Raw genomic sequence first — 16430 nt, 5'->3', positions numbered from 1 at the left:
TTTACATCGATATTTCCGAAAAAAATAAGCGTGGTAATTGTAACATATTATCAGGAAAGCGTCATGGGCTTACGGGAAATCTTAGGAAATCAAAACAAAAAGTGAGGGGATTTCTTATTCCTCTCACTCCTCGTTATTGTCTGTTTGTAACATTCCTTTATAATCCTTGATCTGGTCGGTCTTCATCACGAATTTCTTCAATTGGTACATATAACTCAAAGTGACGATATAAATTAATAAATTCAGCAGGCAATAAGCCGCCAAATTCTCCATCAAGATTTAATTGTACTTTCTCATCGGAGCTAACTTTAATGTGATTGGCATTCGTATAAATGACATTCGGATCATTGATATGTTCCCCACGTAAAGCCAGTGAAGCAATTCGAATAAAGTCTGCAAGATTTGCCTTTTTTAAGATTAACAAAGAGAACAGCCCATCATTAATAGAAGCTCCTGGTGCTAACTTCTCAAAGCCGCCAACAGAATTGGTCAGGCCAACAAGAAACAACATCGCTTCTCCTTCAAACAGCTTGCCATCATATTCGATTTTCACATGGGATGCTTTAATGAACGGTAGCATTTCGACGCCTTTTAAATAATAAGCAAGCTGTCCAAGCATGGTTTTCAGTTTACTTGGAACCTCATAAGAGATTTCTGTTAAGTGTCCACCACCACTAATATTAATGAAATATTTATCATTCATTCTTCCAATATCAATTGGGATTGTATCGCCCTTTGCGATTACATCTACTGCACCTATAACATCTCTTGGAATATGCAGTGCTCTTGCAAAGTCATTTGTTGTTCCTACCGGTATAATTCCAAGCTTTGGACGATATTCTTGTTCTGCCATTCCGTTAACTACTTCATTGATGGTTCCATCGCCACCTGCAGCAATGACAAGATCAAATCGTCTTTCTACTGCAACTCTTGCTGCATATGTTGCATCCTCTGGTCCAGTCGTTGCATGACAAGAAGTTTCATAACCTGCCTCTTCTAATCTTTTTAGCACTTCTGGTAAATGTTTTTTAAAAGCTTCCCGACCTGAAGTAGGATTATATATTATTCTTGCCCTTTTCATTTTCATCATCCTATAATCAAGATTCATTTTTTTTCCATAGCCATTAACATCATATACGATACTTCTTGCTTAAGCAATTTTTAAATCTATCTACTACCATCGTATGTGACCATTGAATAATAAGTGTCCATGTTTCCAAGTATCTTCCCACATTATAACCCAATCTATCAGTTCACCATACTTTCCTAATTCTTATTACTGTTTTTTTCTATTAATCAAACGTTTGATTAACTTTTTTCCGACACAAAGCTCCATTATTCCGCTCCCTTAGAAAAAATCTGTAAAAAAGAAAGCAAACATTCGAGAAAATCAGCCATGCATATTCCATTCAAAAAAGGATGATTTCCCTCAAATAATACCCTGTCTGAGTCAAATCTATCCTCTTTTTATTATGATTAGTGATTCGTTAACTCTAACGTACCACTGTTAAAGACATGTATAGCAGAACCACCTTTTCCTTTTTGCAAGACTGCATTCGTCTTTCCTTCCTCCATTGTATTTTCTGTATTAGAAAACTCCCATTCTGCACGATCACTATTATTTATTACTGTATCATTTACTGAAACCTTCACATTATTTGTTTCATCCAATATTAAATCGATTGCTGGGACATTATTAATCGTCCAATTATTTTTTAAGTCACGTGGATTTAAAGTGACATCATTATTTAAATCAATAATATCTAATTTCTTACTCGTTGGCACAAGAATCGTCGTATGTATAGAAGAATAATCAGTATAGAATTCAGACATGCGATACGGTAATTGCTTTAAACGAATAAACAAAGTATCTCCCTTTTGAGAAACATGAAGATAATCTTCTGGTTTGGAAACAACTACATCCTTTGATTGAACTGTTCGGAAAGTTCCAAATAAGGATAGGACGTCATCGTTTGTTCCTTCAATTGTAATCGGACTTTGCTGATTTTCGGACTCAATGACAATTCTTTTAATATCAGCCTTCATCGCATAATTGAATTCAGGTAAATCTCTAGTTATCTCTTCTCTTTTTAATCCTTGTTCCAGAATATCCATAATTCCAGAGGATTGGAGAAAGACCATTGATATGCCTGCTGTCCCAATGATCCCAACGACAATAATACTGAAAAGATCAAAGCTTAAATACGGCTTTTCTTGCTTAGAAGAAAACAGATATAGCAAAATCTCTATTCCCAAAACAACTAAAATAACCGGCCACCAAACTTTTAAAACACTCACAATTTTCCAATGAAAAAACTGTGTCAGTAACAAAAATACGCCAAGGAATAATAAAGATAAACCCATTGAAAAAGTGCCCACTCGCCATTGCCTCATTCTCTTCTCCCCTTCTGTCAGCATTGGCTTCTTGTATGAATTCAAAAAGCCAATAGCCATCTCTATCTTTCTTCTACACTTCTTATATTTTTTTCTTCTTTGTTCCTTTTAGCAGATGAATACCGCCGATTATAAGAACTAGGCACACAATTCCCGTCTGAAAATATTGATAAAAGAAAAATCGTAAATCTATATCTATTACTTCTCTGATGATGGGTGAAAAGATCGGTAAAATAATATTGATTATTAAATAATATAAACCAATTACAAGTAGACCAATCCCAAACCATTTTTGATAATTAATCAAATAAGCAATGACCGGGACATCCTCCAATTCCTCTTCTCCTACTTTTGATGCTTTTTGTAATCCATCAAAGAAGCTGTAGAACCAAATGATAGGAACAACGAATAAAAATAGACCTAATCGTAATTCATTAAGGATAAAAATAGAGAACAAGAAAGCAGCCATTAGCTGAATCCCTCTTTGCTGCAAACCTAAATATAAATGGCCCGCTCCTGGAAAAACAGATAAGAAGGTTGCAATAAATTTACTTTTCTTTCCCTCTTCTCTATTCTTTTCAAAATCCTGAAAGATTGTAATATCTTCAAGCTTTTCCCCTTTCAGTTTTTTATTATACTGCTGGGAAACGTCATAAAAACCGTAAATCCAAATAACAGGCAAAATCGCCAAAAATAACAGGAATTCATTCGTATAGGTTAGGAAAGCAATAAATAAAATCATAATCCCTAACCCTAGAAAAGTTGTTAATAATGTTATTCCTCGATAGACTAAGCCTAACTGAATATGACCTAAGCCAGGGACAAATGATAAAACAATCGTATAAAAACGCTCTGATTCAGCTGTTTTTACTAATACAGGTGCTACGTCTCCAGCCTCTGTATTACTAGCCAAATTAACCCGTTCTTTTAAATAGCTACTGGTCGTGATTAATGTGTCGATAAAACTAATACAGTAGATAATGAAACCAATAATAATTACTATAAATGTTAACTCATTGAGGTACCCTGAACTAAAAATCACAATGGACATAAATGCTAGTCCAAAGACAGCCATCCCATATAAAAAGCCTCGCAACCTTTTCCCAATATAGAAAAGACCACCACCTGGAAAAAATGCTAAGATTGTTGCGACAATCGGGTTTTTCATTTCTTAAAATCCTCCTTTTTACTACTATCAAATGAATCCATCCAGGCAAAGGTCTTATCCACTAAACCTCCTGATTTTGGCTCTTCTTTCAAAGAAACTTCCGCTTTTTGGATTGTTTCTGTATGTTTTATAATCGATTGAAAAAATCCTGCCGACATCAGAATCAATGTAAGACTCGCGGCAATTGCATAATGGAATATGGATGATTGATAAAAAGGACGTTTCCTTTCCTCTATTTTTTCTATCTCCATATTTTCAAAGGATATTTTTTGCATAATATCATTCATAAAAGCTGCTTCATCTGAAATCGAAGGAAGTATCTCCTCTTGCATGTCTACTGCATCTATATACAATTCTAAACATTGATCGCATGTATACAAATGATTTTCAAGAAATGCTCTTTCTTTCTCATTCAGTTCATCGTTTACATACTTCATCCAATCATCTTTAGAATAATGTGTTGTCATAAAAATTCTTCCTCCTTCCAATGTGTTTTGATCCAGAGTCTTGCGCGATACAGCTTCGTTTCAATTGTTTTCACTTGAACATTTTGCTCTAATGCCATTTCTTGATAACTTTTTTCTTGAATGTAAAAACCATAAATGACATCCCTGTAATTAGCGGGTACTTCCTCCAGTCTTTTTTGCACAAGCTTTTGTCGTTCCCGCTTTAGCACTTCTATTTCTACATCATCGGCCAGAGAGCCTCCTATGTGGGATTCCAATTCTTCTGTCATCTCTTCTTTTCTTCTTTGTTTTTTTCTTCTCATATCAATAGCATGATTGACAGCAATTCTTGTTATCCATGTTTTAAAACCTTGATTCTCGTAATTGGGGAGAGAGGTATAGATTTTAATAAACACTTCTTGAGTAGCATCTTCTGCTTCTTTTTGATCTTTCAAAACACTGTATATAGAACGAAACAAATAGTCCCGATGCTTTTCCACTAACAAACGAAATGCGTGATCATTTCCTGCTTTTACTTTTTCAATTAACACTTGATCACTAATGGCCTCTCCCCCCTTTCCTAGCCATTCTATAATAATAGACGTAAAGTGTCGGTCATTCCCCTACAGTTTTTTATTATTTTTGGCTGATTATTTTTTTCATTTACCGAGCAGCGTAAATATACGATGACTTTCTGGGGAAGATGTGATCCCGCAGAGCTCATTGGCCCTACGGAAAGCAACGTATATTAAGGCTACAGGTTATTAGTTACAAACTTTATGAAAATGCCTCAATATTTTCTTCCTAAATGGTTTCTCCTTTGTAATAGTACCATTATTACTTGAAACTTTTTAGCCTTACTTTCGTATTTATTCTGTAGCAATTTAATCAAAGGAGAATGTGTATGCATGTATGAGTAAAATGTTTGTGGGAGAATAAATATCCTTTTTGTCTAGTTGGGGGACGAGTCCCCCAACTAGACAAAAAGGCCACCAAGCGAAAGCGCGGTAGCTGGAAAAAATTAAGTATTAAAAAAGAGAGCTTCCTTTTGTAAAGTAGAGTTTGACTAGAATACTACGAAAAGGAGAGGCTCTCATGAATCAATGTAACACAAAAATGCCATCATTAAAAGAATTGGAAAAAACTTTATTTCGAACACTACAAATGACCTTTCAAGAAATCCTTGTTCAAACATTAGAAAATTGGGATCTAGAGATTGCTCAGCAACGAGACAAAAGAAGATTTGCTTTACGAGATAAACGAGAAATACGAGTAGATACAGCGTTTGGAGCAGTGGAGCTGAAGCGTAATTATTATTTCGATCGTGTAACCAAAAAATATATTTGTCTGTTAGATCATTATTTACAGTTTCAAGGGAATAAAGGGTTTAGTCCACTATTAGAAGAATGGGGGCTAGAATTAGCGACAAATGGTTCCTCCTATCGAAAGGCGGTGGAAACGTTCGAACAATTTTTAGGCTATTCGGCGATGAGCCACGAAGCATTACGGCAACATCTTCTTCATACAAGCGTACTTCCCGCTAAGGAAAAACGTCCTTTTCAAAAGGTGTTGTTTGTCGAAGTAGATGGATTATATGTGAAGAGTCAAGAAAAGAAAAAGCGTGGATGGGAGTTGAAATTCGCCGCTGTACATGAGGGATGGAAAGAAAACGGAAAGCGAGTCAGGCTCCGAAATAAAAGGCATTTTCTCTATGAAGAAAAAGAACCCTTTTGGGAAGCTTTTGAAACATTCTTACAGAATCATTATGCGTATGATCCAACCCAAACCTTGCTTATTATTAATGGCGATGGAGCAGGCTGGATAACGGCATGTCGGGAGTATTTTCGGGAACGCGCCTTTTTCACCATGGACCGTTTTCATGTCGCTCGTTCGATGAAGCAACTAATGAAGAGCCATCCTCGATACCGCTACATGAAAAGAGCGTTAAAAAACTACCAGGTAGAAACATTACTTCTAGAGTTGAATAGCGCAGTAGGAACAATGGATACACCAGAAGAAGAAGAAAAACTAGCGCATTTCCTCGGCTTTTTAACGCATCATCAGGAAACCATAAAAGATTACCGTAGTTGGTTACAGGAGAAAGGCGTGGACACGACAGCGTATCGTCCAATGGGAAGTGCAGAAGCAATGATGAATCAATTAGCCAAACGATTAAAAAATGGAAGAGCATGGAGCAAAAAAGGCGTCATGAGCATGGCACGTTTGTGGATTGGGTTGAAGGATGATCTATCTATCCAAACGATATATGGAAAATGGGAAAAAGCCACGGAAAAATCAAAGAAAGAGCATCGACCGAAAAGAAAAATACCCACAAAATTAGTAACAGAAACCGTGCGTCAGAACATGCCATACTTAAATCAAGCGATTGGAAAACCCGTTCACTTTGCCTTACAGGGATTAAAAGGTTTTTAAAAAATGAGAGAATCAACAGTTGGAAGAACAAAACCAATTGGAAAGCGGATACAAACTTAGAGGTTTTACTTTATAAAAAAGGGAGCTAAAAAAACTCCCACAAAAACTTGACTCAATCTGTATGCATTATTTATTTGCATTACTGGCTTTAACATTAAACCCATTTCTATGGAAAATCCATCTAAAAAAACGAAGGTTTCTTATCTTTCAAGTCATGCGATTGCTTGCTGGAATCCTTATTATTTTTTGTCTAGATTATTTTCAGTTAATCGATCATTCCTTACAGGGCCTTTTTAAATATGGTGCTATTTATTTTGCTTTCTTCTTATTACTAGATTTACTTTTTGGAAAAGTAAAGGGGTATAAAATAACTGGAATTCTCTTTTTATACTTTGTCCTATTTAGTCTATACGTCCAATTTGTCTATCCATTAACCATTACCGGAGATAAATATCATTTTGTACAAGAAAAGGCTACTGTTATTGAGAAGGAAGCTGTTTCTACTAATGAAAAACATATCGTAGTTGTACCGGAGAGCTATGCACGATATCGTAGTGAGAAAAAACTCGGGGAACTTCCTCATCCTTCCTATTATGATTTAGGAAACTCTACTCTACAAAAAATTGACGATCATCTATACTGGGTAACGCCAATTGAATATACTGGCTTTTTTAAATGGATAAAAGGGGATGACGTCCCTGGTTTTATTAAAATGAGTGCAGAGGATGAAAATGAAGATGCCGTCTTAGTTAAAACTTCTATGAAATATGTTCCATCTGCCTACTTCCAAGAAGATTTAAAAAGACTAGTCAGAAATAAACATAAAGATACGATTTTGCTTGAAGCAAGCTTCGAACCAGATGATAATGATAAGCCATACTATGTTGTACCTTATGGACAATACAATAAATTCCGAGAAATTGTTGATATTAAAGGGATTTATATCGTTGACCCAGCCACTGGAAAAATAGAAGACTATACAATGAACAATATACCTGCATTTATTGACCATGTTATTCCTACAAGCGTAGCGGAAGATTGGAATGAATGGTATGGTAAATATATTCATGGCTTCTGGAATACCCTTTTTGCAAAAGAAGATATGAAACTACCAACCGCCTGGGACAACATGGATGAAGTGAATGGTGTCTTCAATGAAGAATTACAATTGCATTGGTTCACTGACTTCACCCGTCCGAAATCCGATAGCGGAAGTATGGTTGGTTACTCCATGATTAATGCTCGTACCGGTGCACTTACCTTCTATACAGAGGCAAATGGATCGTTAAATGGGAAATCTGCTATCAATGTGGCAGAGAAAACCTTTCGAGCGCAAAAATATGAAGCCGGCACTCCACTACTCTATACGATTTATGGGCAGTTCACATGGGTTGTTCCACTCATGGACAGCAATCACGTGTTAAGAGAAATCATGTTGATTAATGCAAAGGATGAAAAGGTTTATAGCTATAGCACAGAGAAAACAAAACTTTTTAATGATTATAAATATGCCCTTGTCACGCTATTGAAAAATGATAAAACCGTTCCTAACAATATTGCCGATCAAAAAACGATAACTGAGACTGTCAGCTATGTATATAAATCAGAGGTTGAAAATAGTACGATTGTAAAATTCATGGTGAAAGACAATAAAACTATTTTCCAAGTTTCTTCAAACGATTTCCCTTATAGTATCTTCCTAGAAAAAGGGATGGAAATTTCCGTTGATTATGTTGATACAGATGAAGTAATTGTAACGGTTGAAAAATTGGAAATTAATAATCAAGCATTAAACGAATAAAATAAGATTCTTGGATATTAAAAATGCAACAAAAAAATTGCTCTATTATTTATAATATAGGGAGAAGGGAACAAACTTCTCCCTCTTTCTGCATAGAATAAAAGGAAGAGAACAAAGATAGTGTTTTAAACTAGTAAACTTTAAATAATGGAAAAGGAGAAATGCATTTGATTATTTTAATCCTAGCTTCCTACTTAATCGGTTCTTTACCGGCTGCCTTAATTATCGGTAAAGTTTTTTATGGCATTGATATTCGGAAACATGGCAGCTTTAATCCAGGAGCGACTAATTCCATTCGCGTATTAGGCAAAAAAGCCGGGATTGCTGTTCTGCTGCTTGATGTTGGGAAAGGATCTCTTGCGGCAAGTCTACCGTACTTGCTTATGGTAGATGTTAATCCGTTATATACTGGATTAATAGCTGTTATTGGTCATTGTTTTCCAATCTTCGCTGGGTTTCGCGGTGGAAAAGCTATTGCCACAACAGCCGGCACTCTTCTCGTTGCCAGCCCAGCCTTGTTTTTAATTGCCTATTTCGCCTTCTTTGCTGTTATTTTTGTAACAAAATATGTATTCATAGGTAGTATTTCCGTTGGGATAACGATTTTCTTATATGCATTATTTTCTCCCAACATCCAGCATGACTGGCTCTTTTTCTTGTTTTTATTACTATTAATCTTTTTACATCGCTCTAATATTATTAATTTTATTCATCGTCAAGAACCAAAAATAAATGATAAAAACATAAAAAAGGATCGAATTAACCCGAAGAAAATAGTCTAATCCCCCTTCATTGGACAAGCTTTTTAGGAAATTGTTGATTATGGACTTTTCCTGGGAAATACTGTCGAATGAATGGAAATCAAAATAAAGGAGTTGCTCCTTTACTTTGATTTTGGAGGTTGTGGAGGGGAGTGCTGGATGAGGGTGGTTTGGCTGATATCCTTCCACTTTGGCTGATTTATCGCTGCTTTGGCTGATATCCTTCCTACTTTGGCTGATTTATTGCCGGTTTGGCTGATTTATTGCTGGTTTGGCTGATTTATCGCTGCTTTGGCTGATATCCTTCTTACTTTGGCTGATTTATCGCTACTTTGGCTGATATCCTTCTTACTTTGGCTGATTTATCGCTGCTTTGGCTGATATCCTTCTTACTTTGGCTGATTTATCGCTGCTTTGGCTGATATCCTTCTTACTTTGGCTGATTTATTGCTGCTTTGGCTGATATCCTTCTTACTTTGGCTGATTTATCGCTACTTTGGCTGATATCCTTCTTACTTTGGCTGATTTATTGCTGCTTTGGCTGATATCCTTCTTACTTTGGCTGATTTATCGCTACTTTGGCTGATATCCTTCTTACTTTGGCTGATTTATCGCTGCTTTGGCTGATATCCTTCTTACTTTGGCTGATTTATCGCTACTTTGGCTGATTTATCGCTACTTTGGCTGATTTATCGCTGCTTTGGCTGATATCCTTCCTACTTTGGCTGATTTATCACTGCTTTGGCTGATATCCTTCTTACTTTGGCTGATTTATTGCTGGTTTGGCTGATATCCTTCCTACTTTGGCTGATTTATCGCTGCTTTGGCTGATATCCACGTTCGACTAGAATATATATACTTATTCCCCTCCTTCATCCATAAAAAAAGCTGCCAACAAAGTCGTTTTTCAACATTTACTGACAGCTATAAGGAGATAAATCCCCTTCTTATCTTTTATTCATTTCTTCGACTAATAATTTATTGACCATTTGCGGATTAGCTTGTCCTTTTGTTGCCTTCATCAACTGACCGACAAGGAAACCAATCGCTTTTTGTTTTCCATTTTTAAAGTCTTCAATGGATTGAGGATTGTTATCCAATACTTCGCCGATGATTTTCAGCAATGCACCTTCATCGGAAATTTGGACAAGTCCTTTCTCTTTAACAATTGCTTCAGCATCTCCGCCATTTTCAATCAACTCTTTAAACACTTGCTTTGCAATTTTACTAGAAATGGTACCATTTCCAATGAGTTTAATCATGCCCGCAAGGTTTTCTGGAGTAAGCTTTACTTCCGCTAGCTCTTTTTGCTCTGCATTTAAGTAGGCAGAAACATCTCCCATTACCCAGTTTGAAGCAAGTTTTGGTTCTGCTCCGTTTGCAACGGTTTCTTCGAAGAAATCAGCCATTTCCTTCGTAACGGTTAATACTTTTGCATCGTACTCTGGTAAGCCCCATTCTTCCATATAACGTTTTTGTCTTGCATCTGGTAATTCTGGAATTTCTGCGCGAATTCTTGCTTTCCAGTCTTCATCGATATACAAATCTGTTAAATCCGGTTCTGGGAAATAACGATAGTCATCTGATCCTTCTTTTACACGCATTAGCAGTGTTGTATTTGTAGCTTCATCAAAGCGGCGTGTTTCTTGATTAATTACTCCGCCTGAAGAGACAACCTCTCTTTGACGTTGTTCTTCATATTCTAATCCTTTACGTACGAAGTTAAAGGAGTTCAAGTTTTTCAATTCCGTTTTTGTTCCGAATTCCTCTTGGCCTACCGGACGAATCGAAATATTAGCATCACAACGCAAAGAACCTTCTTCCATTTTACAGTCAGACACGCCTGTATATTGGATGATGGATTTCAATTTTTCTAAGTACGCATACGCTTCATTTGGTGTGCGGATATCTGGCTCAGAAACGATTTCAATTAGCGGCGTTCCTTGACGGTTGAAGTCCACTAACGAATATCCTTTTTCATGATTCAGTTTCCCTGCATCCTCTTCTAAATGAACGCGGGTAATGCCGATTTTTTTCTTATAGCCATCGACTTCAATTTCAATCCAGCCGTGTTCACCGATTGGCTTATCAAATTGGGAAATTTGGTATGCCTTCGGATTATCTGGATAAAAATAGTTCTTACGGTCAAATTTTGTTTCTGTCGCTATTTCGCAATTTAATGCCATAGACGCTTTCATGCCATATTCTACTGCCTTTTTATTTAAAACAGGTAGTACGCCAGGATAGCCTAAATCTACTACTGTTGTATTTGTATTCGGCGCAGCACCAAAGTGATTGGGACTTGCTGAGAATATTTTTGATTGTGTTTTTAACTCTACATGGACCTCTAGCCCAATGACTGTTTCAAATTCCATTTTTTTCACCCCTTACAGCGTTGGTTTTTGGTTATGATATTCTGTCGCCTGTTCAAATGCATAAGCTACTTTATACACAGATGCTTCATCAAAATGTTTTCCGATAATTTGTAAACCAAGTGGTAAACCGTTAGAGAAGCCACAAGGAACCGAAATCCCTGGAACACCAGCAAGGTTTACTGGAATCGTTAGAATATCATTGGCATACATTGTTAATGGATCGTCTACCTTTTCCCCTAGCTTAAAAGCAGGTGTAGGGGTAGTTGGCCCCACAATAACATCATACTTTTCAAATACATCTTCAAAATCTTTTTTGATTAGAGTACGTACTTTTTGTGCTTTTTTATAATATGCATCATAGTAGCCAGAGCTTAAAGCAAAGGTTCCAAGCATAATTCTACGCTTTACTTCATCTCCAAATCCTTCTGCGCGAGAACGTTTATATAGTTCAATTAATGTTTCGGCATTATCCGTGCGATAACCATAGCGAACACCATCAAATCGAGATAGGTTTGCTGATGCTTCTGAAGAAGACAATAGATAGTAAGTTGCAAGGGCATATTTACTATGTGGCAAAGATACTTCTTCCCATGTAGCTCCTAATTTTTCCAATACTTTTAATGCATCAAGAACAGATTGGCGAACATCTTCGCTTACTCCTTCTGCTAGATACTCTTTCGGAACCGCTATTTTCATGCCTTTGATATCTCCAGTTAGACCTTTTGTAAAATCAGGCACAGCTACATTTGCCGAAGTGGAATCCATTGGGTCTAATCCGGAAATAGCATTAAGCAAGAAAGCATTATCTTCTACCGTACGTGTAATTGGTCCAATTTGATCCAGTGAAGAAGCAAATGCAACTAAACCAAAACGAGAAATTCTTCCATATGTAGGTTTTAAACCGACAACCCCACAGAATGCTGCTGGTTGACGAATGGAACCACCAGTATCTGAACCAAGGGAAAAAAATACTTCTCCTGCAGCTACAGATGCTGCAGATCCACCTGATGATCCACCAGGAACTGTTTCAAGATTCCATGGATTTTTCGTTTTTTGATAATAAGAATTTTCTGTAGAAGATCCCATAGCAAACTCGTCCATATTAAGCTTTCCAATTGTTATAGCTCCTGCTGCTTGCAGCTTGTCCATAACAGTAGCATTATAAATTGGCTGGAAATTTTCTAAGATTTTGCTAGAACATGTTGTTCTCAAGTTTTTTGTCACAATATTATCTTTAATACCAATCGGCATTCCAAATAAGCTACCTGAATGTTCCCCGTTTACTAATTTGTCATCTAATGCACTTGCTTGTGATAAAGCATTGTCTTCATCTAAGGTTAAAAATGCTTGTACTTTCCCATCTACATCTTTTATGCGATTATACGATTCTTTTACTAAATCAGTTACTGATATCTCTTTTTTATGTAATAGTTCTTGTAAATCCGCCATCTTTTGATCAAAAAGACTCATGTAGTTTCCCCTCCTTACTCAATGATAGATGGAACTTTAATTTGTCCATCTTGATGATCTGGTGCATTGCGTAAAACTTCCTCAACAGGCAAGCCTTTTGTTGGTACATCTTCACGAAGCACATTTTTCATATCTAAAACATGGGAAGTTGGCTCAATTCCCTCTGTATCTAATTCTTTTAGTTCTTCTGCAAAAGAAATAATAGCATCTAATTGCTTTTGAAAAAGCTCTGCTTCCTCTTCTGTTATTTCAAGTCTAGCAAGATTGGCAACATGCTTTACTTCTTCCTTTGTAATTCTTGACATATATATGTCACCTCCATCATTATACGTACAACACAATAATCTGATAATATCAAACAAATCATTAGGAAAGCAACCGAAAGAAGGAATATATCTTATTAGAAGGCGTTTTCCTCAAAGATTATGAATTTCCACCGCTATCGACAACTTATTTCATCTCATTAATTTCCAATAAAATCAGTCTGTTAAAAAAAGCTAGCACAGTTTATTCTATTATACCATCTTGTCTAACAGGGTGTTCTTACCTTACTATTACTCCATAAAAAAAGAAGAGGTACTTTCCTCTTCCTTTTTACTGCATCTTTTCACTTGATGAAAGAAGTGGTTCATACATCATTAATGCATGATTTTCTGTAATATACTCTTCTTCCAATAAGACACCTCTTTTATTAAATTTTTTTCGATAAATTTGATTGTGACGAATATAGCCTCCGAAATAAGCTGGCATGATTTGATGCGCCTTTTCAAAAACCTCATAACGAATTAAACTGGGCGATGCCCCTCTCCATTCTCCTTTTAAATGGGAATTCGTCACTTCCAGGCATAGCTGAAAAGTGGCATCTGTTTCGTTCTTGATTTGTAGGTCCAAATAATTATAGGAACATGTTGCTCCACTACCAAACGGCTGTGTTCGGTTGGAATCTGGAAAAACATCATAACTGTGGCGATGTCTTTCTACTACAGTTAAGGGTGTATGCAATGTCATCCAATAGATAAGATTAGAAAGCTGGCATAAACCGCCACCTACTCCGGTTCGATAGCTTCCGGCATAAAGAACCATCCCATCAACATAGCCTTTTTTATAAGTTGGCTTTCCAATCGTTCTCCAATACGAAAATGTTTCTCCTGGTTCTAGGACAATCTGATTTAATTTCGAAACCGCAATCTTTAAATTTATAATTTTATTATATTGCAGCTTCATATCAACATCCTTTAATTCCCTTAGCAGCATGGTTTTATGGGTAAAATAGGAATGAGGTAAAAACGCCATCTGTTTTTTCTTCGCATATTGTTTCCTTGATATAATCCATTGGGCATATCTCTTGGTTATATAAAACTTTTTTCCGAAGTAAATACGAAGGGGTGACCTTTTTTTAGGTCTTAACGATGTTATATCCATACATACTCTCCATTAATTTCCTTTTTTCTAATAATTTCTTCAAGCTTAGAAGAAACTCCTTCTTTTCTATACTTATTGTTAGATAAAATAAATTTTGAAGAAGTTAAATTGCTTTATTTCTTTCCCTTCTTGGCAAATCGATAGGAAATTAAAGCAAAATTCGATACAATAGTTTATATTTAGAAGAAGACTAAAAAGCTAGGTGACGAAAGATGAATGAATTAGACGCTTTAAAATTAGAAAATCAACTTTGTTTTCTTTTATATGCGAGCTCGCGAGAATTAACGAAGAAGTATAAACCCTTATTAGAGGAACTAGATGTAACGTATCCCCAGTACTTAGTACTTTTACTACTTTGGGAACATAGAAGTCTTAGTGTAAAGGAGATGGGGAATTACTTATACCTTGATTCTGGCACATTGACACCGATGTTAAAGAGAATGGAACAGCAGCAATTGATTCAGCGGAAACGTTCCCTTGAGGATGAACGCTCTGTGCTCATTACCTTAACAGAAAAAGGTACGTCTTTACAGCAAAAAGCAGAATGTATTCCGACAGAGATTACCAAGCTTTTTGGCAAAACGCCTGAAGAGGTCAACAAATTAAAGCAAGCTCTTCTAAAGCTTTTACAAAACCTGACTTAATTCCATGCAGATGGATAAATTGAGATGAACAAAAAAAGAGAGCAGAAGGAATATCCAACCTCCTTCTGCTCTCTTTTATCTTATTAAGCTGTAACAACTTCTAATTGGACATCAATATTTCCTCTTGTTGCTTTAGAGTATGGACAGAAATTATGCGCCTTGTGTACAAGATCCTCTAGAACGGTCTTTTCAATCCCAGTTCCTTTTACAGATAATTTCACACTTAATTTGAATCCTTGATCTGTTTCGTCTTTAAGTAAACTAACACTTGCAGTCGTTTCTGATTCGAATTTCACTTTTTCTTTTTGTGCCATTAATTGTAATGCTCCGTCAAAACAAGCTGCATACCCTGCTGCAAATAATTGCTCAGGATTTGTTGCATCCTCTAATTCCTTTGCTCTTTGCGTGCCTGGCATAGCTGTATCAAATTGAATAACATAATCTTCAGATTCTACTCTACCTTCTCTTCCTCCAGTTGCTGTAACAGATGTCGTAAGTATTGTATCGCTCATCATTCATTCCTCCAATAATATATTATTTTTACCACTACACACATTGTACACAATTTAATTTTACAAAACAAATATTTTGTACTCTTTTTTTAAATTACCTTTTTAAAGAAAAATAAACATGCCTATGTCACCAAAAATATGCCCCTTAACTTACGCTCCAAATAACTCGAGATAGATTAATTAATTACTTACAACAACTTCCCTCCATCATTAAAGGCTATTTTCGTAAAGTTTGGTGCTATTGCACGCAGCCTGAATACACTTCGCTTTCCCTGAGGCTACAGAAATCTACGTGTATTCATACTGCTCAGTTTTTCCAAATAATTAATTTTTAGATATCCCCTAATAAAAAAGCCCAAAAAGATTTCTCCTTTTGAGCATTTCCTTATTTACTAAACCATTTTCCAATCGTCGTAAATAATCCCTTTTTGTTATTCTCTTTGAAAGTTTCTGCTTCTATATCATCTGTTTTTTGTTGGCCTACATAAATATTTTCTGTATTTATCGCATGATCGTACGCAATTAATAAACCTATATCACTATCTGCATCTTTATTAGTGACAATCGTATATTCCATGTGTACTTGATTCGCTTCCTTGATGTACTTGGATAAGTATGAATAGTCTAAATGGCCATTTAAATATAATTTTGCTCCACTATTTTTTTTCATAGCATTTGTTATCTCTTCATAGAGTGATGGTTCAATTACTTGTGACTGGTTTAATGCAACCACCACTCTTTCTCTAAGGGTACCAAGAAATTTTCTACGTTCCTCTGGCTTCGTTTCCTTTGCTCCGTACATGCCCTTTTGCATATAATCATCTAAGTTAGGGTTTGACGACATACTCACAACTCCTTCAAATAGATTCCTCTTCCATACTATACTCTACTCTGCTTATAAAAAACCTTGTATCTTTTGAAAATTTTTAGTCATTATACAAAAAAAGAGGACAAGCATTACTTTCCCTCTTTGAATGGGGAGCATAATGCCTAGCACTCTCTCT

Annotated in this window: 15 protein-coding genes; 4 read left to right on the top strand and 11 right to left on the bottom strand. The window is 36.1% G+C overall.

Going from position 1 to position 16430, the window contains the following annotated elements; all coding sequences use genetic code 11:
* Nucleotides 1–157: 157 nt before the first annotated feature.
* The 5 genes from NKG37_RS09425 to NKG37_RS09405 all read right to left on the bottom strand — a co-directional run bounded on the left by NKG37_RS09425 (nucleotide 158) and on the right by NKG37_RS09405 (nucleotide 4559).
* Complete coding sequence (locus tag NKG37_RS09425; protein WP_254416135.1) at nucleotides 158–1081, bottom strand: diacylglycerol kinase; 924 nt, start codon at nucleotides 1079–1081, stop codon at nucleotides 158–160.
* A 395-nt stretch (nucleotides 1082–1476) separates the two neighbouring features.
* Nucleotides 1477–2394 carry a LiaI-LiaF-like domain-containing protein gene (locus NKG37_RS09420; RefSeq protein ID WP_145999664.1) on the bottom strand — a complete coding sequence of 306 codons (918 nt, stop codon included), beginning with the start codon at nucleotides 2392–2394 and terminating at the stop codon, nucleotides 1477–1479.
* Between the two features lie 82 nt (nucleotides 2395–2476).
* Nucleotides 2477–3562, bottom strand: coding sequence for a hypothetical protein (locus tag NKG37_RS09415; RefSeq protein ID WP_016205062.1), 1086 nt, complete (start codon nucleotides 3560–3562; stop codon nucleotides 2477–2479).
* Nucleotides 3559–4029 carry an anti-sigma factor family protein gene (locus NKG37_RS09410; protein ID WP_016205061.1) on the bottom strand — a complete coding sequence of 157 codons (471 nt, stop codon included), beginning with the start codon at nucleotides 4027–4029 and terminating at the stop codon, nucleotides 3559–3561. Before NKG37_RS09410 ends, NKG37_RS09415 begins: the two co-directional genes overlap by 4 nt.
* Entirely contained in the window at nucleotides 4026–4559 is a 534-nt protein-coding gene (locus NKG37_RS09405) for a sigma-70 family RNA polymerase sigma factor (protein ID WP_084668785.1), read from the bottom strand. Before NKG37_RS09405 ends, NKG37_RS09410 begins: the two co-directional genes overlap by 4 nt.
* A gap of 565 nt (nucleotides 4560–5124) precedes the next feature.
* Here NKG37_RS09405 and NKG37_RS09400 point away from each other — a divergent pair.
* The 3 genes from NKG37_RS09400 (at nucleotide 5125) to plsY (ending at nucleotide 9024) form a co-directional block, all read left to right on the top strand.
* A complete protein-coding gene (locus NKG37_RS09400; protein ID WP_254414862.1) occupies nucleotides 5125–6441 on the top strand; it encodes an ISLre2 family transposase in 1317 nt (438 codons plus the stop codon).
* A 121-nt stretch (nucleotides 6442–6562) separates the two neighbouring features.
* Nucleotides 6563–8242, top strand: a complete 1680-nt coding sequence (locus tag NKG37_RS09395) for a hypothetical protein (RefSeq protein WP_254416134.1) — start codon at nucleotides 6563–6565, stop codon at nucleotides 8240–8242.
* A gap of 161 nt (nucleotides 8243–8403) precedes the next feature.
* Complete coding sequence (gene plsY / locus NKG37_RS09390) at nucleotides 8404–9024, top strand: glycerol-3-phosphate 1-O-acyltransferase PlsY (RefSeq protein ID WP_254416133.1); 621 nt, start codon at nucleotides 8404–8406, stop codon at nucleotides 9022–9024.
* A 926-nt stretch (nucleotides 9025–9950) separates the two neighbouring features.
* Here plsY and gatB read toward each other — a convergent pair.
* From gatB to NKG37_RS09370, 4 genes are all read right to left on the bottom strand, one after another.
* Complete coding sequence (gatB, locus tag NKG37_RS09385) at nucleotides 9951–11378, bottom strand: Asp-tRNA(Asn)/Glu-tRNA(Gln) amidotransferase subunit GatB (RefSeq protein WP_016205056.1); 1428 nt, start codon at nucleotides 11376–11378, stop codon at nucleotides 9951–9953.
* A gap of 12 nt (nucleotides 11379–11390) precedes the next feature.
* A complete protein-coding gene (gene gatA / locus NKG37_RS09380; protein WP_254416132.1) occupies nucleotides 11391–12848 on the bottom strand; it encodes an Asp-tRNA(Asn)/Glu-tRNA(Gln) amidotransferase subunit GatA in 1458 nt (485 codons plus the stop codon).
* 14 nt (nucleotides 12849–12862) lie between these two features.
* Nucleotides 12863–13153 (bottom strand): Asp-tRNA(Asn)/Glu-tRNA(Gln) amidotransferase subunit GatC, encoded by a 291-nt coding sequence (gatC, locus tag NKG37_RS09375; RefSeq protein ID WP_016205054.1) that lies wholly within the window; start codon nucleotides 13151–13153, stop codon nucleotides 12863–12865.
* Nucleotides 13154–13442: 289 nt separating this feature from the next.
* The gene (locus NKG37_RS09370; protein WP_254416131.1) at nucleotides 13443–14270 is read right to left on the bottom strand and encodes a VanW family protein; all 828 of its coding nucleotides are present in this window, start codon (nucleotides 14268–14270) and stop codon (nucleotides 13443–13445) included.
* 212 nt (nucleotides 14271–14482) lie between these two features.
* On the opposite strand from NKG37_RS09370, the gene NKG37_RS09365 reads away from it, so the two are divergent.
* Nucleotides 14483–14914: a MarR family winged helix-turn-helix transcriptional regulator gene (locus tag NKG37_RS09365; protein ID WP_016205052.1), complete on the top strand. Its 432-nt coding sequence runs from the start codon at nucleotides 14483–14485 to the stop codon at nucleotides 14912–14914.
* An 83-nt stretch (nucleotides 14915–14997) separates the two neighbouring features.
* Here NKG37_RS09365 and NKG37_RS09360 read toward each other — a convergent pair whose 3' ends face one another.
* Both NKG37_RS09360 and NKG37_RS09355 read right to left on the bottom strand, forming a co-directional pair.
* The gene (locus NKG37_RS09360; protein WP_016205051.1) at nucleotides 14998–15426 is read right to left on the bottom strand and encodes an organic hydroperoxide resistance protein; all 429 of its coding nucleotides are present in this window, start codon (nucleotides 15424–15426) and stop codon (nucleotides 14998–15000) included.
* 385 nt (nucleotides 15427–15811) lie between these two features.
* Nucleotides 15812–16270, bottom strand: coding sequence for a YueI family protein (locus NKG37_RS09355; protein WP_016205050.1), 459 nt, complete (start codon nucleotides 16268–16270; stop codon nucleotides 15812–15814).
* Nucleotides 16271–16430: the final 160 nt, after the last annotated feature.

Source organism: Niallia sp. RD1 (assembly GCF_024219955.1).
Classification (GTDB): domain Bacteria; phylum Bacillota; class Bacilli; order Bacillales; family Cytobacillaceae; genus Niallia; species Niallia alba.
Note: the sequence above shows the minus strand (reverse complement) of the source record. Positions and strands in the feature narration are given on the sequence as shown.